This window comes from Nonomuraea sp. NPDC049709, from assembly GCF_040674815.1.
Taxonomy (GTDB): domain Bacteria; phylum Actinomycetota; class Actinomycetes; order Streptosporangiales; family Streptosporangiaceae; genus Nonomuraea.
Genome location: NZ_JBFANM010000085.1, coordinates 17,960 through 39,840 on the forward strand (window position 1 = coordinate 17,960; position 21,881 = coordinate 39,840).

At 71.0% G+C, this 21,881-nt stretch carries 21 protein-coding genes and 1 pseudogene; 15 read left to right on the plus strand and 7 right to left on the minus strand.

What is annotated here, in order from left to right; all coding sequences use genetic code 11:
- Positions 1–109: 109 nt before the first annotated feature.
- Positions 110–523 (plus strand): hypothetical protein, encoded by a 414-nt coding sequence (locus AB0J69_RS50905; protein WP_364133753.1) that lies wholly within the window; start codon positions 110–112, stop codon positions 521–523.
- 329 nt (positions 524–852) lie between these two features.
- Here AB0J69_RS50905 and AB0J69_RS50910 read toward each other — a convergent pair whose 3' ends face one another.
- Together AB0J69_RS50910 and AB0J69_RS50915 are read right to left on the minus strand one after the other, a co-directional pair.
- Positions 853–2,091 carry an epoxide hydrolase family protein gene (locus AB0J69_RS50910; RefSeq protein WP_364133755.1) on the minus strand — a complete coding sequence of 413 codons (1,239 nt, stop codon included), beginning with the start codon at positions 2,089–2,091 and terminating at the stop codon, positions 853–855.
- A 118-nt stretch (positions 2,092–2,209) separates the two neighbouring features.
- Complete coding sequence (locus AB0J69_RS50915; RefSeq protein WP_364133757.1) at positions 2,210–2,668, minus strand: nuclear transport factor 2 family protein; 459 nt, start codon at positions 2,666–2,668, stop codon at positions 2,210–2,212.
- Positions 2,669–2,912: 244 nt separating this feature from the next.
- On the opposite strand from AB0J69_RS50915, the gene AB0J69_RS50920 reads away from it, so the two are divergent.
- From AB0J69_RS50920 to AB0J69_RS50960, 9 genes are read left to right on the plus strand one after another with little or no spacing between them, the layout of a single operon-like run.
- Positions 2,913–3,893 carry a substrate-binding domain-containing protein gene (locus AB0J69_RS50920; RefSeq protein WP_364133759.1) on the plus strand — a complete coding sequence of 327 codons (981 nt, stop codon included), beginning with the start codon at positions 2,913–2,915 and terminating at the stop codon, positions 3,891–3,893.
- Between the two features lie 17 nt (positions 3,894–3,910).
- Positions 3,911–4,963 (plus strand): galactitol-1-phosphate 5-dehydrogenase, encoded by a 1,053-nt coding sequence (locus tag AB0J69_RS50925; protein WP_364133761.1) that lies wholly within the window; start codon positions 3,911–3,913, stop codon positions 4,961–4,963.
- Between the two features lie 2 nt (positions 4,964–4,965).
- Positions 4,966–6,480, plus strand: coding sequence for an FGGY-family carbohydrate kinase (locus tag AB0J69_RS50930; RefSeq protein WP_364133763.1), 1,515 nt, complete (start codon positions 4,966–4,968; stop codon positions 6,478–6,480).
- Positions 6,477–7,418, plus strand: coding sequence for a sugar-binding domain-containing protein (locus AB0J69_RS50935; protein ID WP_364133765.1), 942 nt, complete (start codon positions 6,477–6,479; stop codon positions 7,416–7,418). The genes AB0J69_RS50930 and AB0J69_RS50935 overlap by 4 nt, the downstream gene beginning before the upstream one ends.
- Entirely contained in the window at positions 7,415–8,902 is a 1,488-nt protein-coding gene (locus tag AB0J69_RS50940) for a sugar ABC transporter ATP-binding protein (protein ID WP_364133768.1), read from the plus strand. Before AB0J69_RS50935 ends, AB0J69_RS50940 begins: the two co-directional genes overlap by 4 nt.
- A complete protein-coding gene (locus AB0J69_RS50945; protein WP_364133771.1) occupies positions 8,899–9,906 on the plus strand; it encodes an ABC transporter permease in 1,008 nt (335 codons plus the stop codon). Before AB0J69_RS50940 ends, AB0J69_RS50945 begins: the two co-directional genes overlap by 4 nt.
- Positions 9,899–10,819: a deoxyribose-phosphate aldolase gene (deoC, locus tag AB0J69_RS50950; protein WP_364133774.1), complete on the plus strand. Its 921-nt coding sequence runs from the start codon at positions 9,899–9,901 to the stop codon at positions 10,817–10,819. Before AB0J69_RS50945 ends, deoC begins: the two co-directional genes overlap by 8 nt.
- A gap of 14 nt (positions 10,820–10,833) precedes the next feature.
- Positions 10,834–12,258, plus strand: a complete 1,425-nt coding sequence (locus AB0J69_RS50955) for an aldehyde dehydrogenase family protein (protein WP_364133811.1) — start codon at positions 10,834–10,836, stop codon at positions 12,256–12,258.
- A gap of 29 nt (positions 12,259–12,287) precedes the next feature.
- Entirely contained in the window at positions 12,288–13,157 is an 870-nt protein-coding gene (locus tag AB0J69_RS50960; RefSeq protein ID WP_364133777.1) for an aldehyde dehydrogenase family protein, read from the plus strand.
- Positions 13,158–13,200: 43 nt separating this feature from the next.
- Here AB0J69_RS50960 and AB0J69_RS50965 read toward each other — a convergent pair whose 3' ends face one another.
- Positions 13,201–13,875, minus strand: coding sequence for a GAP family protein (locus AB0J69_RS50965; RefSeq protein WP_364133779.1), 675 nt, complete (start codon positions 13,873–13,875; stop codon positions 13,201–13,203).
- 504 nt (positions 13,876–14,379) lie between these two features.
- Between AB0J69_RS50965 and AB0J69_RS50970 the strand changes: the two genes are divergently transcribed.
- From AB0J69_RS50970 to AB0J69_RS50980, 3 genes are read left to right on the plus strand one after another with little or no spacing between them, the layout of a single operon-like run.
- Positions 14,380–16,182: an alkyl sulfatase dimerization domain-containing protein gene (locus tag AB0J69_RS50970; protein WP_364133781.1), complete on the plus strand. Its 1,803-nt coding sequence runs from the start codon at positions 14,380–14,382 to the stop codon at positions 16,180–16,182.
- Between the two features lie 24 nt (positions 16,183–16,206).
- Positions 16,207–16,554 (plus strand): DUF1269 domain-containing protein, encoded by a 348-nt coding sequence (locus AB0J69_RS50975; RefSeq protein WP_364133784.1) that lies wholly within the window; start codon positions 16,207–16,209, stop codon positions 16,552–16,554.
- A 23-nt stretch (positions 16,555–16,577) separates the two neighbouring features.
- Positions 16,578–17,177 carry a TetR/AcrR family transcriptional regulator gene (locus AB0J69_RS50980; RefSeq protein WP_364133786.1) on the plus strand — a complete coding sequence of 200 codons (600 nt, stop codon included), beginning with the start codon at positions 16,578–16,580 and terminating at the stop codon, positions 17,175–17,177.
- A 20-nt stretch (positions 17,178–17,197) separates the two neighbouring features.
- Here the strand turns inward: AB0J69_RS50980 and AB0J69_RS50985 are convergent, their stop codons facing one another.
- Positions 17,198–17,782, minus strand: coding sequence for a DUF6114 domain-containing protein (locus tag AB0J69_RS50985; protein ID WP_364133789.1), 585 nt, complete (start codon positions 17,780–17,782; stop codon positions 17,198–17,200).
- A gap of 41 nt (positions 17,783–17,823) precedes the next feature.
- Entirely contained in the window at positions 17,824–18,435 is a 612-nt protein-coding gene (locus AB0J69_RS50990; RefSeq protein WP_364133814.1) for a DUF6230 family protein, read from the minus strand.
- Positions 18,436–18,808: 373 nt separating this feature from the next.
- On the opposite strand from AB0J69_RS50990, the gene AB0J69_RS50995 reads away from it, so the two are divergent.
- Together AB0J69_RS50995 and AB0J69_RS51000 are read left to right on the plus strand one after the other, a co-directional pair.
- A complete protein-coding gene (locus AB0J69_RS50995; RefSeq protein WP_364133792.1) occupies positions 18,809–19,531 on the plus strand; it encodes a GAF and ANTAR domain-containing protein in 723 nt (240 codons plus the stop codon).
- Between the two features lie 112 nt (positions 19,532–19,643).
- Positions 19,644–20,420: a GAF and ANTAR domain-containing protein gene (locus AB0J69_RS51000; protein ID WP_364133795.1), complete on the plus strand. Its 777-nt coding sequence runs from the start codon at positions 19,644–19,646 to the stop codon at positions 20,418–20,420.
- A gap of 27 nt (positions 20,421–20,447) precedes the next feature.
- Here the strand turns inward: AB0J69_RS51000 and AB0J69_RS51005 are convergent, their stop codons facing one another.
- Positions 20,448–20,861 (minus strand): ATP-binding protein, encoded by a 414-nt coding sequence (locus AB0J69_RS51005; protein ID WP_364133798.1) that lies wholly within the window; start codon positions 20,859–20,861, stop codon positions 20,448–20,450.
- A 479-nt stretch (positions 20,862–21,340) separates the two neighbouring features.
- A pseudogene (locus AB0J69_RS51010) lies at positions 21,341–21,847 on the minus strand (TIGR03086 family metal-binding protein); the annotation flags it as partial.
- Positions 21,848–21,881: the final 34 nt, after the last annotated feature.

Consider the following 21,881-nt stretch of genomic DNA (forward strand, 5'->3'; position numbering starts at 1 on the left):
TGGTTCACCGGCGCTGTCGTGGTGCTCGAACTCATCGGGCGGACCAGCCATGCGGGCCGCCTACTCTGAGAAGAGGACACAGCGAGCGTGTCAGCGGGAGGCGATCCGCATGCCGAGCCAGAAGGACGAACTGGCCGAACGCCGGTTCGCCAAGCTCGTCGACCAGGTCAGGGTGATGATGTCCGCCCGCCTCAGACCGGAGTACCGCGGCTTCTACGGTCAGCTCGTTCTTGCCCGCGAGGTGGTGGCGGAGTTGGGCGAGCCGGCCGACGTACGGCGGGCGGCACGGGCGGCGGGGCACCGGCTCGGCTGGAAGGTCCGCACCTATGTCGCGCACGAGGGAACGCTCGTCGTCATCGATGATCGCGACCCGCCGCAGGAGGTGCGCGCGCTGGCGGCCCGCCGTTCGGCCGAGGCGGTGTCGGCCGTCATCGCCGGCGCCCAAGCCGAGGTTCGCATGCTCCGCACCAGCGCGCCCGGCGATCCCTCCACCCGCCCGGACGGCCCGGGCGAGGGCCGCTGAACGACCGCCCGGCAAGGCCGGACCAGGCCGGACCAGGCCGGACCAGGCCAGGCCGGACCAGGCCGGACCAGAGGCCAGGCCTTGCCGGGCGATCCGGCAGCCGCCACGGGTTCGAGCTTCGGGTGCCCTACGGAGCGACGTATTGGTCACGCATCGATGCCGGGTGTTCGGAGTGTCGGGTGTTCGGCTTCTGCGCACGTCGGCGGGCGGCGCGCAGCGCGGTCGGCCGTCACGCGCCGCAGCCGGTGCCTTCCAGGGGATCTTCAGCCGGTTGACGGCGGTGGGCCTCCTGCTTCGGGATCGGCGCCGGAGGCCCACCGGATACCTGGTCAGCGCAGCTTCCGGAAGGTCTCCCGGATGTCGCCGGCGAAGGCTTCGGGGTTCTCGTAGTGGACGAAGTGGCCGCCCTTCATGTGGGCGTTGACGTTGATCACGTTGAAGGCGTCGCGGGTGGGGCCGTTCTCGAAGGCGGCGATGCGCTCTTCGACGGTGTTGACGCCGGGCGGGTAGGCGTCGCCGAGGAGGAAGGTGAAGCCGGCCGGTGCCTCGACGATGGGCCGGCGGTCGTGGGAGGGCACCCACGGGTAGCGCACCGCGTTGCGGTACATGCGGATGGAGGAGCCGATGGCCTGGTTCACCCAGAAGGTGGTGGCCTCGGTGAGGATGAAGTCGCGGGGGAAGTTCGTCGCGAAGTCGCCGCGCTTGTCGCTCCACTTCTTCCACCGCCGCAGCAGCCAGGCGAGCATGCCGATGGGCGAGTCGTTCAGGCCGTGGGTGAGGGTGGAGGCGTCGAGCATGTGGACTGCGACGTGGGAGGCGTAGGTGTTGACGAAGTTCTCCAGGCCCGTGCGCAGCTCCGGTGTGGCGTCCTCGGGGATCTTGGCGCCGTCGGTCAGGTCCCAGAAGCGCTCGTTGGCGAACATGCCGGGCGGCAGGTCCTGGCCGTAGTGCAGGCCGATGATGCTGTCGGCGTACTTGTGGCCGAGCGCGCTGGTGACGAGGGCGCCGTAGTCGGTGCCCGCCGCGGCGTACTTGTCGTAGCCCAGTACCTCGGTCATGAGCTTGTGCATGATGTCGGCGATCTTCCAGTAGTTCAGGTCACCCCTGCCGACGGGGGTGGACCAGGCGAATCCCGGCAGGTCGGGGATGATGACGTCGAAGGAGTCGGCCGGGTCGCCGCCGTGGGCGGCGGGGTCCGTCAGCGGGCCGACGAGCGGGAGGCTGAACCCGCTGGACCACGGCCAGCCGGAATGAACGGCGAGCGGGATCGGGTCCGGGCCCTTGCCGCGCACGTGGTAGAAGTGCACGGGCGTGCCGTCGATCTCGACCTTGTACTGGTCGTAGGTGTTCAGCCGCTCCTCCTGCGCGCGCCAGTCGAAGCCGTCCGCCCAGTACTCCACGAACGGCTTGAGGTAGGCGGTGCTGATCCCGTAGTACTCCTCCTCGTTGTCCAGGTCGTCGAAGAAGCGAGTTCTCCTCAGACGGTCCTCGAGGTCGTCCAGGACCTCCTGGGGGACAGCGATCTTGTACGGCTCCAGCGCGCTGGGCTTGTTGTTGTTGTTGCTCACGGCAAGGCTGCTTTCGCGTAGTGGTGGAAGGGAAGGTGCTGTCCGGCAGGCGGGTGCCGGACATCGCTTGCCGGTGTTCTGGTCGCGCCGTGGCCGGGTGCGACCGGCGCGGGTGGCGTCAGTCGGTGAAGTCCAGGCGGACCCGGGTCTGCTTGAGCTCGGCGATGTACCAGGAGCCGTTCGTCCTGACGAAGCGTGCGTGGTAGTGGCCGTAGCCGTGCATGCCCCTGAACGGGATGTCCTCCGACACGCCGGCGCCCTCGGGCCGGGTGATGATGTCCTCCATCGCCCACACGCCGTGGGCGGCGGTCGCCGAGTCGACGTCGATCTCGTCGGAGAACAGGTGGTGGACCAGGATGACGCCGGGGCCGCCGCTGGCGCCTACCGTGGCGGCGATCCCTGCCCGGCCCTCCATGCGCAACCAGACCGATCCGTCCGGCTTGTGCGGGGTGAACGTGCCGTCTGGCGTGAAGAGGTTCGCCAGGTCCTGCCAGCGCTGATGATCCGCGTACCGGACGTAGCGCGCCATCAGACGACGAAGCTCCTCGGTAATGCTCAGGCGATCAATGGCATCCACAATCGATCATCCCATCGTTGAACTTCCGTTCTGGACCAAGTGGTCCATTCATCATCGGCAGCACAGAATGGACTGGCAAGTCCAAAAAATTGGGGCAGCGCGGCTCTGCGTCATGCCTGATCAGCCACCGATGAGGGACGATCGCCCACGCATCTGCTCATATGAGCAAAATCTGGCTCAAGTGTTGCACGAAGGTTAATACGCGACTTACGGTGCGTTACCTACGTCACATACGGAGGCCCCAATGCGCGCATTCCGGTCGCTCACAATTCCCGCTCTCCTCCTGATCACCGCCCTTTCCGCCTGCTCGGTGTCCACCAACCCGGGCGGCTCCACCGAGAGCCCGCAGCCGGACGGCCCGGTCACCATCGGCTTCAGCCAGGCCACCCAGCAGTCCCCCTTCTACGTCCAGCTCCGCGAAGGGGCCGAGGCCGCCGCCAAGAAGGCCGGCGCCACGCTCTACTTCGCCGACGCGGGCGGCGACGTCACCAAGCAGAACAACGACATCCAGGACCTCCTCACCCGCCAGGTCGACGTCCTGCTCATCAACCCCGTGGACCCGCAGGGCGTCCAGCCGGGCATCGCCGCGGCCAAGGCGGCCGGCGTCTCGGTCGTGACCGTGGACCGGCCGGTGCCCGAGGGCGCGGTCGCGCACGTCGGCCGGGACAACAAGGCGATGGGCGCGCTCGTCGGCAAGCGGCTCAGCGAGCAGCTCGGGGCCAAGGGCGGCAAGGTCATCGAGATCCGCGGCGACGCCGGTGGCGCCGTGGCGCGCGACCGCAGCGCCGGGTTCCACGAGGCGGTTGCGGCCAACCCCAAGATCAAGATCGTCGAGGGTCCGTACTCGGACTACGTCCGCTCCAAGGCGGTCACCGCGATGCAGGACCTGCTCCAGGTCCACCCCGACGTGGCCGCCGTCTACGCGCACAACGACGACATGGCGCTCGGCGCGTTGCAGGTGCTCAAGGAGAACGGCAAGGACAAGGTCCTGGTCTCCGGGGTGGACGGGCTCATGGAGGCGGTCAAGCAGATCCCCTCCGGCCAGTACGTCGCCACCGCGCTCAACGACCCCATCTCGCTCGGCTCGAAGGCCGTGGAGACGGTGCTCAAGGTCCAGAAGAAGGAGCAGGTCGAGCCCTCCATCGACGCCGGCACCGCACTGATCGACACGGACAACGCGGCGCAGTACGCCGGGACCGGCGAATTCGCCGAGGCCTCCAAGTAACCCAAGGAGAGAGAAGGATGTCGGAAACCATGCAGGCCGCGGTGCTCCACGCCCCTGGCGACATCAGGGTCGAACAGGTACCCGTGCCCGAACCGGGCCCCGGCGAGGCGCTCGTCCGTGTGGCGGCCTGCGGGGTGTGCGGCTCTGACATTCCACGCATGCTGCGCGCGGGGGCCTACCACTTCCCGATCATCTGCGGCCACGAGTTCTCGGGGCACGTGGTCGCGCTCGGCGACCGGCTGGCCGCCACCGGCCGGGTCCGCGAGGGCGACCTGGTCACCGTGCCTCCGCTCATCCCCTGCCACGCCTGCGCCCCCTGCAGCCAGGGCCACTTCAGCCTGTGCAAGGACTACGGCTACTTCGGCAGCCGCAGGGACGGGGCGTACGCGCAGTACGTCACCGTGCCGGACGAGAACCTCATGGTGCTGCCCCCCGACCTCGACCCGCGCGCCGCGGCCATGCTCGACCCGGCCGCGATCGCGCTGCACGCCCTGTGGCGCACCCGGATGCGCGGCGGCCGGCGGGTGGCCGTGGTGGGCGCCGGCCCGATCGGGCTGTTCGCCGTGCAGTGGGCCAGGATCGCCGGGGCGTCCGAGGTGCTGGTCATCGAGCTGAACGAGCAGAAGGCCGCCATGGCCGCCGAGGCCGGCGCCACGCACACCGTGACCAGCGCGGAGGAGGCGGCCGAGCAGGCCGGCGACGGGTACGACGTGGTCATCGAGTCCGCGGGCGTGCCCGCCACGGTCGACCAGGCCGTGGCCCTGGCGGCGCGGCACGGCGAGGCGGTGTTCATCGGCATCCCGCACGACCCGGTGGTGCTGCCGAAGGCCACCTTCAGCTCCTTCCTCCGCCGCGAGGTCACCCTGCACGGCGCCTGGAACTCCTTCTCCGCGCCGTTCCCCGGGGAGGAGTGGCGGGTCGCCGCCAAGGCGCTGGCCTCGGGCGACCTCGCGTGGAAGTTCATGATCACGCATGAGCTGGGGCTGGACGCGTTGCCCGAGACGATGGTCAGCCTCGGTGACCGGTCGATCTTCAGCTCCAAGGTCCTCTTCCTGCCGAACGAGGAGTGACGATGACGGCTTTCCTCGCTCTCGATCTGGGAACCGAAGGCGCGCGGGCCGCGGTCTACAGCGTCGAGGGTGCGCCGATGGGGGCGGGCGACGCCTCGTACCCGACGAGTTTTCCGCGGCCCGGATGGGCCGAGCAGGATCCGGACGACTGGTGGCGGGCGAGCGTGCACGCCGCCCGCCAGGCGCTCGCCGAGGCGGGTCACCCGCCCATCGCCGGCGTCGCGGTGGCGACCACGGCCTCGACGGTGGCCGTCCTGGACCGGCACGGCCGCCCCCTGCGGCCGGCCCTGCTGTGGATGGACGGCCGGGCGGGCGAGGAGTCGGCGCTGACCGCCGCGACCGGCCATCCGGTCCTGCGTTACTCCGGCGGCTGCGACGCGGTGGAGTGGCTGGTGCCCAAGGCCATGTGGCTGGCCCGCCACGAGCCCGGCACCTACGCCGCCGCCGCGCGCATCGCCGAGGCGGTGGACTACATGGTGTGGCGGCTGACCGGGCGGTGGGTGGCTTCGCGGATGAACGCCGTCTGCAAGAGCAACTACGACCCGCGCGGCGCGGGCTCCCCGCACGACCTGTACGCCTCGCTCGGCATCGGCGACCTGGCCGGCAAGCTGCCGGACGAGGTCGTGCCCGTCGGTGACCCGGTCGGGCCGCTCGGCGCGCCGGCCCGCGAGGAGCTCGGCGTCACCGGTCCCGCCGTCGTCGTGTCGGGCGGCATCGACGCGCACTTGTCGCTGCTGGCCATCGGCGGCGCCCCGGCCGGGCGGGTGTCGATCGTGTGCGGCACGTCCAACGCGTTCGTCACGGAGATCGACGAACCGGTCTTCCCGCCCACCGTCTGGGGGCCGTACCCGGACGCGCTGCACACGGGCCGCTGGCTCGTGGAGGGCGGCCAGGTGAGCGCGGGATCCGTGCTGGCCTGGGCGGGCGAACGGCTCATCGGGCGGCCGCGGGCCGAGCTCGGCGGGCTCATCAAGGCCGCGGCGGCGCTGCCGCCGGTCGAGCACGGGCTGATCGTCCTGGACTACTTCATGGGCAACCGCACGCCGCTGCGCGATCCGCGGCTCCGGGGCGCGGTGCTCGGGCTGACCCTGGCCAGCTCTCCCGAGCAGGTCTACCGGGCGGCCGTGGAAGGCGTCGCGTACGGCACCCGCCAGGTCATCGACTCCTTCACGGACGGAGGGATCGCCGTGGACGAGGTCTACCTGTCCGGCGGCATCCGGCACAACGAGCTGTGGCTCCAGACGACCGCCGACGTGCTCGGCCGGCCGGTCCACCTCGTCGCCGGCGACAACCTGACGCTGCGCGCCTGCTCGGTGCTGGCCGCGGCCGGCACCGGCCGGCACGCCTCGCTGGCGGAGGCTGCGGCACAGTACGCGCCGCGCGTCCGCACGGTGGAGCCCGTCGCCGGGCACGTGGCGGCCTACCGCGGCGGCTACGCCGACTACCGCGCGGCGACCGCCGCCACGACGGAGATCTCCCACCGGCTGAGCGAACCGGGAAGGGGGGCCGGCTCATGAGCGACGACGACCAGCTCTACCAGGTGGCCGTCCGCTACTACGAGAGCGGGGAGACCCAGGAGCAGATCGCCCACGCGATGCACCTCACCCGCTGGAAGGTGGGACGGATGCTGGCCGAGGCGCGCGAGGTCGGCATCGTGCGGATCGAGGTGCTGCATCCGCGCTCCCGGGTGGGCGCCCTGGAGCGGGCGCTGCGGGAGCGGTTCGGGCTGCGGGAGGCCATCGTGGTGGCGGGCGGCGGCAGCGACGACGACGAGCAGGTCCGTGACCGGGTGGCCGCGGCGGGCGCCGACCACCTGGCGGCGATGCGGCCCGTACCCCGGCTGATCGGTGTCTCCTGGGGACGGACGCTCGACCGGCTGGCCGGCGGGCTCACCCCCGGCTGGGCGACGGGCGTCAACATCGTGCAGATCAACGGCGCGCTCAGCCGGTCGCGGCGGCCCACCAGCGCCCAGAGCATGGCGAGCCTGATCGCTCACCACGGTGGCGGCACCGCGACGCTGCTGGCCGCGCCGGCGATCCTGGAGCAGCAGAGCACCCGGGAGGTGCTGGAGAGCGACCGGTCCGTCTCGGACGTGCTCGCGCTGGCCGCCCGGGCGGACCTGTTCCTGTTCAGCCCGGGCGGCATGGGCAGCGACTCGGTGCTGGTGGACTCGGGCCAGGTCGACGCGGACGACCTGGCCAGGCTCGCCCGCGCCGGCGCGGTCGGCGACGTGCTGGGCCGCTTCATCGACGCCCGCGGCCGGATCGTCGATCCCGCCCTGGACGGGCGCACGCTCGGCCTGTCCCTGGACGTCCTGCGCTCGGCCGCCGCCTCGGTCGCGCTGGTCAGCGGCAGGGCGAAGCGGGCGGTGTGCCGGGCCGTCGTCACCAGCGGCCTGTGCGACGTGCTGGTGACCGACGACCAGAACGCGACCCATCTGCTGGAGGAGTCATGACAGAGCGGCTGCGCATGACCGGGATCGTCAAACGTTTCCCCGGCACCGTCGCGCTGGACGGCGTGGAGCTGAGCGTCCGCCCTGGCGAGGTCCACTGTCTGCTGGGCGAGAACGGGGCCGGCAAGAGCACCCTCATGAAGATCCTGGCCGGCTCCTACCGGCCCGACGAGGGCACGATCCTGCTGGACGGGCAGCCCTTCAGCCCCGCCACCCCGCACGCGGGCCTGGCGGCCGGTATCGCGGTCATCTACCAGGAGCTGGACCTGCTGCCCGACCTCACCGTCGCGCAGAACCTGCTGCTGGGCCGCTCACCGCGGCTGGGCCCGTTCGTACGCCGGGCACGGCGCGCGCGGCTGGCCCGCGAGGCGCTGGACCGGGTCGGCGCCTCCTTCCCGGTCACCACGCCGGTCAGGGCGCTGCCGATCGCCGCCCAGCAGCTCACCGCCATCGCCAAGGCGCTGACCGCCGACGCGCGCGTCATCGTCATGGACGAGCCGTCGGCCACGCTCGGCGAGAGCGAACTGCTCGCGGTGTTCGAGGTCATCCGGTCCCTCACCGCGGAAGGACGCTCGGTGATCTTCATCTCGCACCGCATGGACGAGGTGACGGAGATCGGCGACCGCGCCACGGTGCTGCGCGACGGCCGCACGGCCGGGGTCTACGACCTGGCCTCCACCGGGCCGGACGAGCTCGTGGCCGCGATGATCGGTGCGGCGGGCGAGCTCGTGGGCGCCACGGACCGGCCCCTGCCCGAGGGCGAGCCGCTGCTGCGCGTCGAGCGGGCCCACGTGCCGGGACTCCTCGACGTACGCGGCATCGAGGTGCGGCCCGGCGAGGTCGTCGGGCTCGCCGGGCTCGGCGGCGCGGGCCGGACCACGCTGCTGCGCGCCCTGTTCGGCGACCTGAAGGCGCAGGTCACGGCCCATCTGGACGGCCGCCCGCTCAACGTCGCCAGCCCCGCCGCCGCCGTGCGCGCGGGCCTGGCGCTGGTGCCGGAGAGCAGGAAGGAACAGGGCCTGATGCTCGGGCTGTCCGTCAGCCGCAACGCCGCGATCGGCGCGCTCGGCCGCCCGCCATGGCTGTTTCCGGGCCGGCTCGGGCGGCGTCTGGCCCGTCCGGCGCTCACCGACCTCGGTGTCAAGGCGGCCGGTCCCGGCCAGCTCGTCGGCCAGCTCTCCGGCGGCAACCAGCAGAAGATCGTGCTGGCCAAGTGGATCACCCGCGGCGGGATCCGGGTGCTGCTGCTGGACGAGCCCACGCGCGGCCTGGACGTCGGCGCCAAGGCCGACCTCTACCGCCAGGTGCGCCACCTCGCCGACCAGGGCGTCGCGGTCCTGCTCGCCAGCAGCGAGCTCAACGAGCTGACCGCCAACGCCGACCGTATCCAGGTCCTGTACGAGGGCCGCAACGTCGCCGCCTTCGACCCCCGCGTCAGCCCGGAAAGCGTCATCGCGCACACCGTCATCACAGGAGCCACACCATGACCGCATCCCTCGGGTCCACGGTGACCTCGACCGCCGGGCCGGACCGCGGCGGCCGGTCGCGCCGCGGCGCCGACCTGATCGTCAAGTCCAATCTGCTGCTGGTCTTCCTCGCCTTGTGCGTGGTGGCGTCGCTGCTGGCGCCGCAGTTCCTGACCGGCCGCAACATCGCCAACCTGCTGCAGCAGTCGTCGCTGACCGGGATCGTGGCCATCGGGATGACCATGGTGGTGCTGACGGCCGGCATCGACCTGTCGGTCGGGAGCGTCGCCGCGTTCGGCGGGATGACCATCGCCCTCCTCATGGCCGCGGGCGTGCCGGTGCTGCCGGCGATCCTGCTCAGCGTGGCGGTCGGCGCGGTGTTCGGGGCGACGATGGGCGGGCTGTCGGCCTACCTGTCGCTGCCGTCGTTCATGACAACGCTGGCCGGGCTCACGGCCATCCGCGGGCTCACGTACCTGCTGACGGACGGAAAACCGGCGCAGTCCGGAGGCTCGGAGGCGTTCCAGCTCCTCGGTGGCGGGTTCATCGGTTACGTGCCGATCGTCGGGATCATCTTCGTGGTGGTCACCCTCCTCGCCGCCGCGGTGCTGCGCGGCACCACGTTCGGCGAGTACGTCTACGCCGTCGGCAGCAACAAGGAGGCCGCCCGGCTGTCCGGTCTGCCCGTGCGGGGCGTGATCACCGCGGTGTTCGCCGTGTCCGGCGCGCTGGCGGCGCTGGCCGGGGTGTTGCTGACCTCCCGCCTGACCGTGGGCCAGCCCACCGCCTTCAGCGGGCTGGAACTGGACGCGATCGCGGCCGTGGTGCTCGGCGGCACCAACCTGTTCGGCGGCCGGGGCGGCGTGTTCGGCACGTTCGTGGCGGTGCTGCTGCTGTCGGTGCTGCGCAACCTCTGCAACCTGCTCGGCCTGGGCTCCTTCTTCCAGATGGTGGTGACCGGCCTCATCCTGCTGGTCGCCCTGGTCCTCAACATGCTCATCGAAAGGCGGGGCGCTCGTGCCTGACTCCGTTCCCGGCTCGTTGCGGGCCTACCTGCACGGACTGCCCGGCGTGGACGAGGTCGGCGTCCGGCGGCGGGCCGCCGACCTGGCCACCCGGTCGATCAAGACCACGGCCAAGCGGTACGCGATCGACCTGGCCATCAGGATGGTCGACCTGACCACCCTCGAAGGGGCGGACACCCCGGGCAAGGTACGCGCGCTGGCCGCCAAGGCCGTGCGGCCCGACCCGGCCGACGCCACCGCTCCCCCGGTCGCCGCGCTCTGCGTGTACCCCGACATGGTCGCGGTGGCCGCCGAGGCCCTGCGGGGCAGCGGCGTCGGGCTCGCCTCGGTCGCCACGGGCTTCCCCGCCGGGCGCACGTCGCTGGAGGTGAAGCTGGCCGACACGGCCGCGGCGGTGGCCGCCGGAGCCACCGAGGTCGACATGGTCATCGACCGTGGAGCGTTCCTGGCGGGCGACTACCGCAAGGTCTTCGACGAGATCGCGGCCGTCAAGGAGCAGTGCGGCCCGGCCCACCTGAAGGTCATCCTGGAGACCGGCGAGCTGGTCACCTACGACAACGTGCGCCGGGCGTCCTGGCTGGCACTGCACGCCGGAGCCGACTTCATCAAGACCTCCACCGGCAAGGTCGCGCCCGCCGCCACCCTGCCGGTCACGCTGATCATGCTGGAGGCCGTCAGGGACCACCGGGCCGCCACCGGGCGGCAGGCCGGGGTCAAGCCGGCCGGCGGCATCCGTACCACCAAGGACGCCATCCGCTACCTGGTGCTGGTCAAGGAGATCGCCGGAGGCGACTGGCTGGACCCCGCGTGGTTCCGGCTCGGCGCCTCGACGCTGCTGAACGACCTGCTCATGCAGCGCACCAAACTCGCCACCGGCCACTACGGCGGGCCCGACTACTACACCATCGACTAGGGAGAGGCGTGGAGATCTTCGAGTACGCGCCGGCGCCGGAATCACGATCCGTCGTGGCCATCCGGCCGTCGTACGACCTGTTCATCGACGGCGACTTCGTGGCGGCCAAGAGCGGCGAGCGCATCATCACGGTCAACCCGGCCGACGAGGAGCCGCTGGCCGAGGTGGCCGCCGCCGGCGACGCCGACGTGGAGCGCGCCTTCGCCGCGGCGCGGCGGGCCTTCGAGCGGGTGTGGTCGCCCCTGCCGGGCGCCGAGCGCGGCAAGTACCTGTTCAGGATCGCGCGCATCATCCAGGAACGCGCCCGCGAGCTGGCGGTGCTGGAGTCGCTGGACAACGGCAAACCGATCAAGGAGACCAGGGACGTCGACCTGCCGCTGGTCGCCGCCCACTTCTTCTACTACGCCGGCTGGGCCGACAAGCTGGCTCACGCGGGGCTCGGCACCCGGCCTCTGGGCGTGGCAGCGCAGGTCATCCCGTGGAACTTCCCGCTGCTGATGCTCGCGTGGAAGGTCGCGCCCGCGCTGGCCACCGGGAACACCGTCGTGCTCAAACCCGCCGAGACCACCCCGCTGACCGCCCTCGCCTTCGCCGAGATCTGCCAGGAGGCCGAGCTGCCGCCGGGCGTGGTGAACATCGTCACCGGGGCCGGCGACACCGGCCGGGCCGTGGTCGCCCACCCCGGTGCCGACAAGGTGGCCTTCACCGGCTCCACCGAGGTCGGCAAGGAGATCGCCCGCGCCGTCGCCAGCACGGGCAAGCGGCTCACCCTGGAGCTGGGCGGCAAGGGCGCCAACATCGTCTACGACGACGCGGCGATCGACCAGGCCGTCGAGGGCGTCGTCAGCGGGATCTTCTTCAACCAGGGCCACGTGTGCTGCGCGGGCTCGCGGCTGCTGGTCCAGGAGTCGATCGCGGACGAGCTGCTGGCCCGGCTGCGCGCCCGCATCGAACGACTGCGCCTGGGCGACCCGCTGGACAAGAACACCGACATCGGCGCCATCAACTCCGCGGCACAGCTCGCCAGGATCCGCGAGCTGGCCGCCGCCGGCGAGGCGGAGGGCGCCACGGGCTGGTCACCGCCGTGCCCGCTGCCGGAGCGCGGCTACTGGTTCCCGCCCACCGTGTTCACCGGCGTCACGCAGGCGCACCGGATCGCCCGCGAGGAGATCTTCGGTCCCGTGCTGTCGGTGCTGACCTTCCGTACCCCGGAGGAGGCCGTGGCCAAGGCCAACAACACGCCGTACGGGCTGTCCGCGGGAGTGTGGACGGAGAAGGGCTCCCTGATGCTCTGGACCGCGAGCCGGCTGCGCGCCGGCGTGGTGTGGTCCAACACCTTCAACGTGTTCGATCCCGCCAGCCCGTTCGGCGGCTACAAGGAGTCCGGGTACGGCCGCGAGGGCGGGCTGCTCGGGTTGGAGGCTTATCTCGATGTCTGAGCGGATCACGGTGACGCTGGAGGCGTACCTTGGCTGACATTTCCCCGCGCGTCGCTGTGCGCAGGACGTACAAGCTCTATGTCGGCGGCGCGTTCCCGCGCTCGGAATCAGGCAGGTCCTATCCCGTGACGTCCTCGGCAGGAGACCATCTCGCGAACGCCGCCCTCGCCTCGCGCAAGGACGTACGCGACGCCGTGGTGGCGGCGCGCAAGGCTTTCCCCGGCTGGTCGGGCCGCACCGCCTACAACCGCGGCCAGATCCTCTACCGGATCGCCGAGATGATGGAGGGGCGGCGGGACCAGTTCGCCGACGAGGTCGCCGCGGCGGACGGGCTGGGCAGGGGCCGGGCGCAGGCCGTGGTCTCGGCGGCCGTCGACCGCTGGGTCTACTACGCCGGGTGGGCCGACAAGATCGGTCAGGTGCTGGGCGGGGCCAACGCCGTGTCGGGGCCGTACTTCAACCTCTCCGAGCCCGAGCCGACCGGCGTCGTGGGCGTTCTCGCCCCCGCCGGCTCCTCGCTGCTCGGGCTGGTCTCGGTGCTCGCGCCCGTGATCACCTCCGGCAACACGGCGGTGCTGGTGGCGAGCGAACGCGCCCCGCTGCCCGCGGTGACGCTGGCCGAGGCGCTGGCCACCTCGGACCTGCCGGCGGGTGTGGCGAACGTCCTGACCGGTCGCCTGCCGGAGCTCGCCCCGCCGCTGGCCGGGCACGCCGACGTGAACGCCCTGGACCTGGCGGGCGCGGGAGAGCTCGCGGCCGAGCTGGAGGCCCTGGCGGCGACCACGCTCAAGCGGGTCCTGCGGCCCATCGGCGACGACTGGGCCGACCCCGATCCCGGCCTGTCCCGCGTCAGGCCGTTCCTGGAGGTCAAGACGGTCTGGCACCCCCTCGGCCGGTGAGCCGCGGGAACGTCGAGAGCCTGCCGGAAGCAGGACACGCACCCTAGGTCAGCAGTCCGCGCAGGCCCTTGGCGAGGAACAGCATGCCGAAGATCAGGATCAGGATCAGCGTGAGGGCGCCGTTGTGCTGGATCAGCCAGCCGCGCATGCGGTGGAGTCGCTGTTCGCCGCCGGCGCTGAGCGCGGTGGCGTAGGGGGCGAGCACGCCGATGCTGCCGATGACGACGAACACGGCGGCGAGGACGAGTCGCCGGCCGAGGGGCAGGGGCACGTGGGCGGCGGCGATGGCGCCGCCGGCCAGGGAGGCCAGGTTGACCGGGTTGGCCACGATGAGCAAGGCCGCCACGCCGATGATCTTGGGGGTGGTCATGGTGTCCATGGCGGCGATCCAGCGGGGCACCTCGGGGGCCTTGCCCTCCTTGCGGCGGGCGGCCCTGCGGATGCCGGCGATGGCCAGCATGAGCAGGAGTACGCCGACGATCAGGGCGAGCCAGGCGACCCAGGTGGGCCTGGCGTGTCCCGTGGCGCCGACAGCGCCCAGCAGGACGATGAGGACGAGCAGCACGACCCAGCTGACGATCAGCCAGGTGGCCTCGAACAGCAGGGCCTTGGCGCGGCCGTTCGCGCTGATCAGCAGGGCGATGACGGCCACGACCGGGAACGGTGAGACGATCAGGCCCAGGGTGTAGGGCAGCATGTCGGCGAACGCCTTACCCATGGTCACTCTCCCGGTGGGCGGCGGCTGCCCCCTTTGAGACCGGCTTACCCCTTTGAACAGGGATGATGCTTGACGATCTCGTAGGCTGCGCCCGCGCTACCGGCTCCTGACCGTCCCTGCGATCCTCGGCACCGGCGAGCGGAAGATAGGCATATATGTGCGGATAGAGTGATGCCGGCTTCCCCTCGCCCTGGAGTAGTTCGATGCACAAGATCGTTCATGTGCGCCCTGTTGACGACAGCGTGAGGCATGAGGAATCCCCTCAGCGCGCATGCGGCCCAGCGGGGCAAGAGGTCCATCTCAGGGCGAGCGGGCAGGTCATCGGCATCATGTACCGCCACCACCCCCTCGTTGCCTGCCGGGAATGGGAAGCGTCCACGTCATAGCCGCCGGGGCGCCCGGGGAACTGCTCGGGCACGCGAGGCCAACCACCTCACACCCGACATGTGATTTCTTGAGGCTTTCGTTGCCCTTGCTGAAGGCTGCTGCGGGCACGACCGTCCTATGGCAGATCTTCCCTTCCACGATCGGGCCGACTTCGACAACGCCGAGCGCGGCTTCATCGCGAAAATGACGCCCGCGGTGATCAAGGCGGCCGACGGCAGGGTCGTGTGGGACAACGATTCCTACGATTTCCTCCAGGACGACTGCCCGGAGACCGCGCACCCGAGCCTGTGGCGGCAGGCGCAGCTCTGCGCCAAGCAGGGGTTGTTCGAGGTGACGGACGGCATCTATCAGGTACGCGGCCTCGACCTGTCCAACATGACCCTCGTCGAAGGCGAACGCGGCGTCATCGTCATCGACCCGCTCATCTCCACCGAGTGCGCCGCCGCCGCGCTGCGGCTCTACCGCGACCACCGGGGAGACCGCCCGGTCACCGGCCTGATCTACACCCACTCCCACGCCGACCACTTCGGCGGCGCCCGAGGCGTCACCGACGGTACGGACATCCCGATCATCGCCCCGGCCCACTTCATGGAGCACGCCGTCTCCGAGAACGTCTACGCCGGCACCGCCATGAATCGCCGGGCCCTGTACATGTACGGCCAGCTCCTGCCCCACTCCCCCGAAGGCCAGCTCGGGTGCGGCCTGGGCATGGGCACCTCGGCCGGGACCGCCTCCCTCATCCCGCCCACCGTCGACATCACCCGGACCGGCCAGGAGGAAACGGTCGACGGCGTACGCATCGTCTTCCAGCTCACTCCCGACACCGAGGCGCCGGCGGAGATGAACTTCTTCTTCCCCGACCACCGCGCCCTGTGCATGGCCGAGAACGCCACCCACAACCTGCACAACGTGCTCACCCTGCGCGGCGCGCTGGTCCGCGACACGCGTGTCTGGGCCCGCTACCTCACCGAAGCCATCGCGCTGTTCGCCGACCGCGCGGACGTGGCCTTCGCCTCCCACCACTGGCCCACGTGGGGCACCGGCAACATCGTCACCTTCCTGACCCAGCAGCGCGACATGTACGCCTACCTGCACGACCAGACCGTACGCATGCTGAACCGCGGCATGACCGGCAACGAGATCGCCGAAGTCATGCAGATGCCGCCCGCCCTGGAACAGGCCTGGCACACCCACGGCTACTACGGCTCGGTCAGCCACAACGTCAAAGCCGTCTACCAGCGCTACCTCGGCTGGTTCGACGGCAACCCCGCCCACCTGTGGGAGCATCCGCCCGTCCAGCAGGCGCGCCGCTACGTCGAATGCCTCGGCGGCACCTCCGCCGTGGTCGCGCTGGCCGACCGCTACGTCAAGGAAGGCGACCTGCGCTTCGCGGCCACCCTGCTCAACCACGCGGTCTTCGCCGACGAGGGCGACTCCACGGCCCGCAGGCTCCTGGTTCAGGTCTACACGCGGATGGGCCACGGCGCCGAGAACGCCACCTGGCGCAACTTCTACCTCACCGCCGCCACCGAGCTGACCGGCCGGCCCTCACCCGCCACGACCAGCACCACCTCCCCCGACGTGCTCAGTGCGCTCACCGCGGAGCAGATCTTCGACTCCCTCGCCATCCGCGTCCACGGACCGGACGCCTGGAACGAGCGCTTCGCCATCGACTGGCACCTCACCGACCTGGACGAACGCCACCGCACGACCATGTCCAACGGCGCCCTGATCCACCAGAGCACGCCACCCGGCGACGGCGCCGACCTGACGCTACGGCTGACCAAGCAGCGCCTGCTCGCCCTGGTCGACGGAGCCGGCGCCGACGGTATCGACCACGACGGCGACATGGACGTCCTGCGACGGCTGACCGCTGTCCTGGAGGAGCCCATGCCGGACTTCCCCGTCGTCACACCCTGACCGCACCGCAAGGAGGCACCGTCCATGGGTCACCTGATCGCCATCGCCTACCCCGACGTCCGGACGGCCATGTCCGTACGCGACCGCCTGGCACAGATGCAGAAGGAGAACCTCATCACGCTGGAGGACGCCGCCGTCGTCGAACGCGAGCAGGACGCCGGCGTCGACGACGACTTCATGCGCGAGTTGGCCACGAAGCTCGAACCCGGCACCGCCGCCCTGTTCCTGCCGGCCGTGCAGAGCACCCCGGACAAGGTCATCCCGCAGATCGCCGAGTACGGCGGTCACATCATCCAGACCTCACTCAGCCACGAGGAAGAAGAGCAGCTACGCTCCACCGCCCAGGCTGTCACCAGGACCCGCACATCTTGAAGGCTCTGCCAGGAAGCAGTCCCATGCATGACTCCCAGTCAGACACGCAGGAGCACGTCATCGAGACGGCTACTCGTCTGTTCGCCTCTCTCGGGTACGACGCGACCCCGCTGCACATGATCGCCAACGCGGCCGGGCTCGACGTCGACACCGTCACCGATCTCGCCGGTGACAAGCGCGACATCTACCTCGCGGTGATGGAGCGGACATACCTGAGCTTGAAGGCCTGTCACGACACGGCGTTCGCCGAGTTCACCCACGACCGGGCGGGCGTCCACCTGCTCGCGGATCACCAGCTGAACTTCTGCCTGGACCACCCCGAGGTACCCGAGCTGTGGATACACCGATGGTTGTCGGACGCCGCCGACGTCACCGGGGTGGAGGCCCTCTACCTCAAGCCGCTGATCGACCGCGTCATCGACGAGCTTCAGGACCTCGTCGACCCCCACGTCGACCTCAACGGGGCATTGTGGACTCTGGTCTGGTGCATCCGCGGCTTCGTCGTCGGCGGCGTGCTCGCCCAGAGCGGGCAGGTCGAGGGCCCGCGCAACGCCGCGGCGCTGCGGAGGTTCCGCGCACACCTGCACCTGCTCGTGGACCGGATGTTCGAGCCGAACGGCTGACAGCGGGTTGTCCGGCGCCCCTACCCGGCGGGCTCTCGCACTTTCGCTGGACCCGCCTCCACCGCACGGGTGTCGGTCCCGGCGCAGGATCGCCTCTTTGACATCAGCCGCCGGCGGTGCCGCCCCAGAGAGACGGCCGCCGCCCAGCGCGGCGCGCTCATCCGCGAAGCGAACGTTCGAGCGGCGGCGAGCACGCTCCGCACGGTGACGGTGACGGTGACGGTGACGGTGTCGAGGCGGTTGGCGGGCAGGTTGTCAGGGGTCCAGGCCATGGCCAGCACGCCGCCCAGCAGGCCCAGGATCATGCCGATCAGGAAGCCGCCCAGGTTGGAGTAGATGAAGGAGGCCATGGACAGCAGCACGGCGATCAGTCCGAGGAACACCCGCTGACCGGGCTGGAGCCAGACGAGCACCCCCGCGATCACCATGACCAGGGCGATCAGGTGGCTCGCTCCGACCGTGCCGAACATGACGGCCACGGGCAGTGCGCTGACGGCGAGCGGGATGGAGAGCACCTCCAGCCCCGCCGCCACGATGAGCAGCCCGCCCCAGAACGGCCGGGAACGCCGCCACGACTTCATGATCTTGCGCCCTTCATCTCGCACCGTGCCCGCCCGCTCCCCGCCGGGCCAGGGCCGGCTCCGCCTCAGTAGCACTCGTGCTCGCCGCGCGACAGCTTGAGGCCGAGGTCGGGCAGGCTGAACGTGGCGGCCGTGACAGCCCTGGCGCCCAACCTGACGTTGCGCAGGGTGACCACTCTGGCCTGGCCGCCGAAGGTGCCGGCCGGCCCCCTGCCTTCGGGAACCTCGTCCAGGGTGCCGGCATCCCGGCCCAGCTCAAGGTCGCGAATGGAGGCCGCGGTCTGTCCTATCGACACATCGATCACCAGATCGTCGATGGTGACCTCGTTGCCGCCCTGGCCGCCGGTCAGCCGGAGCGTCACCGTGCCCACGGGTGTCTTGACCAGCGCGCTCGAGCACAACTCGCTGACCGCGGCCCGGCGCACGCCGGCCACGATGACGGGGATCAGCCGGCCCTTCCTGGTTCGGTCCACGTCGGTGGCCAAGGTGAAGCCCTGGCCGCGCAGCTCACCGGCGAACAATTTGAAGCCGTTGCCGGAGACCACGAACGTGGCGCCGATGACCCCCTGGGCCGTGGCGCCGACCAGCAGCGACGTCATCGCCGCGACTGGAGCGAAGATCAAGGCGAAGCGCTTCCATCGCACTCGTCCCTGCTCGGCCACGATTCCGCTCCACATCACGTTGTTCAGGATCAGCCAGGCGTTCCGCTACGGAGAGTGACATGCCAGGCTGTTGCCGAGCATGCGTGACATCTACGGCGTTTGTCGACGTACGCGCCGAGCGCCGCGCCACTTATGGCTCGCGGCTGGACAATCTTGCCGAGGACCAGAAAGACCGCCTGCGGGCACCAAATACTGCACCTGAGCATCGGTGAACGACACCGCGGCTGGTGGCGGTGCCGGCCCGCGTCGTGCGGCTGCCGCGGTTGACCGGGCTGGGTCGGGTCATGCTGTGACCGTTCGGGATCTGCGGTGAGCCCGGGCCGGTTGCGCGAGTGCTTCCCGGCGTACGGTGAAGGCTACGTGTCCTTCGGACGCGGGGCGGGTGGTCATGGTGGACGATGAACATGGGCTGCGCGTCTGGGAGTTGATCGGAACAGCGGCGGCGGCGCAAGAGGCGCCGGTCTCGGTCGGCGACGTGTGCGTGGCGTGCGTGGACTCGCTGGAGGTGAGCGGGGCCGGGCTGTCGCTGGTCAGTGGCGTTCCCGGGATGCGGCTGGCACCGGTGCACGCGGTCGGCCGGTTGGGGCGTGACCTGCTGGAGGCGGAGCTGACCAGCGGGGACGGGCCATGCGTGGACGCGGTCAACGATCGCGAGCCCGTGCTGGTGGCCGATCTGCACACACAGGAGGCGCAGGCGCACTGGCCGTTGTTCACCGCGCTGACCCAGACCGCGCGGGTGCGGGCGGTGTTCGCCTTCCCGCTGCTGGCCGGCCCGGACAGCGTGGGCGTGCTGGTGCTGTGCCAGGACCGGCCGCGGATCCTGGGAGAGGCCGAGCAGCAGACGGCCCGGCACTTCGCCGAGGCGGCGCTGCTGCTGTTGCTGAACCTGGTCACGGTCAACGCGGCAGGCGAGGCGCTGCCGGCGCAGACGCTGGCCCTGGGGCCGGAGATCCACCAGGCCAGCGGGGTCGTGGCGGTGCAGGCCGACTGCTCGGCGGAGGAGGGGCTGATCCGGCTGCGCGCCTACGCGCTGGCCGCCGACGAGCCGCTGACCCAGGTGGCACGGCAGGTGCTCGCGCACACGCTGCGGTTCTCCGGGCAAGAAGGCTGACCCGGCCGACCGGCGCTCCTGTGCCCTGGCCGGGCCATCCCCCCGTGGCCCCTGACCCGGCACTATGGCTGAGCCCTGCCCACAGGCGCCGAGCGGGCGTAGGCTGCCGAAGGTGGACACTTCCCCGTCCCGCGAGCCGGAACGCCGGCTGGCCGAGGCGTTCGTAGCGCTGGCTGACACGCTGGTGACCGGGTTCGACCTCATCGACTTCATGCACGCCCTGACCGAGCAGTGCGTCGAACTGCTCGGGGTGGACGCCGCCGGCCTGCTGATCACCGACCAGCACGGCAGCCTGCAACTGGTGGGCGCCTCCAGCGAGCAGACCCGGCTGCTGGAGCTGTTCCAGCTGCAAAGCGACCAGGGGCCCTGCCTGGACTGCTTCCGCTCCGGTCGGCCGGTGCACTGCCCGGACCTGAGTGGCACCCCGGCCACCGCCTCGTGGCCGCGGTTCGCCCAGCAGGCCCACGAGGCGGGCTTTCACGCGGTCAGCGCGCTGCCGATGCGGCTGCGCGATCAGGTCATCGGCGCGATGAACCTGTTCCGCTCCGAACCCGGCGAGCTCGACGGCGTCACGGCCGCGCTGGCCCAGGCGATGGCCGACATCGCCACCATCGGGCTGCTCCAGGAACGCGCACTTCGCGAGAGCCAGGTACTCGTCGAGCAACTGCAGCACGCGCTGAGCAGCAGGGTGGTCATCGAGCAGGCCAAGGGCATGCTCGGCGAACGGCATGCCCTGCCCGTCGAGGAGGCTTTCGGCCTGCTGCGCCGGCAGGCCCGCAGCCAGAACCAGAACCTCACCGAGTTGGCCCGCGAGGTGGTGGCACGCACCAGCGACGTCCCGCCGGAGCGGCCGGGCCCCGGGCCCGCCACACCCTCAACAGGTGGCTGACCCCGCCCGGACCCGGTACGGGCGGGATCAGCCCGGCAGGCGGAAGGCGATCGACAACATGGTGCCGTCCGTGCCGCTGGCGAAGGTGACCTCGTCGGACAGCTGGCGGATCAGCCACAGCCCACGCCCGCCGATGCCGTTCAGCCGGGGCAGCGCGGCCCCGTTCAGCCTGCCCGGTACGGCCCCCGGCCCGTCGTCACTGATCTGGCAGCACAACATCGTCCCGCTCCGCCACAGCCGCAGCTCGCCCGCGCCGCCCCCATGGTCGACCGCGTTGACCGCCGCCTCGTGCACCGCCAGGACGAAATCGTTCCAGCGCATACCGGTCAGTCCGGCCCGGGCCGCCTGAGTGGCCACCGCGTGCCGCAGCCGGGGCAGCTCGGCGTGGTCGAACTGACACGCCAGCAACGGGCGCCGGTCACCGTTCAGGAAGCCGGTCATCGGCCCGGCCCTCCGCTCGCGGCGGGGAGGTCGCCGGTGATCAGCCGCGGGGCGGTCCGCGCCGATACGGCCACCTGGATGCGCCGCATGCGCGCAGGCCGTCCGGTCGGTTCGCCTTCGGGTGTGGTGTTCGCCTGCCCTGATGCGGTGCTCGCGGACAAGAGCGGTGGGTGTCTTTCGACCGCCGTGCCGCGGTCATCGCTGCGCGAGTGTGTCTCCAGGGCTGTCTCAGCTGCTAAACCCTGGGACGGTCGTCGGCCGGCCACCGCTATCACGGTCCTTCGCAACGGAACGGAACCGCCGGGGTCTGGGGCAGCCAGTGCTTGCCCTTCACCATGCCCCTGGCCGGGCTCGTCAATCCACCGTCAACGCTGGTTTGCCGGGTCGGGCAGGAAGACGGAGCTGTCCTGCCGTTGCCGACGCGGCGCGGGCGCGGCCGGTGCCGCCCGCCGCGATGCGGCGGGCGGGTGCCGCGGATGTCAGGGCCGGGCGTGCCGTCCCGCATGGGCCAGCAGCCGGACGAACAACGAGGCCGTGGGCAGGACGGGGATCGCCTCGGCGAACTGGCCGGCGCGCCGCTGGGCGTCGCCGACACCGGTTTCCGCGTACTGCCACGCCGCCCGCACAACGTCGTCATCGGCGGCGTAGGGGAGGTGGGCACCGGTGGCGATGTCCCAGCCGTGGATCAGCGATTCGTACAGGCTGATCGAGGCCAGCACGGCGCCGGGCACGGTGCTGCCCATGAAGGCGTAGCGGCGTTCCAGAGTGCCGGGCGCGGCGAAGGCGGCCACCGACCGGTCGGCGATCGCGCGGAACGAGGCGGCGGGATCGGTGCCGAGATGGTCGGTGTCGGCTTGACGCTGGGCGTCGAGTTCTTGGGGCTCCACCTGCTCGCCCTCGGCGAAGCGGGCGAGCAGCGGCAGGGCGCCCGCCAGGTGGTTGGCGGTCTGGCGGACGGTCCATTTCTCGCACGTGCCGGCCGCCGTCCAGCCTCTGGGATTTGGGCGGGCTCACCGATTC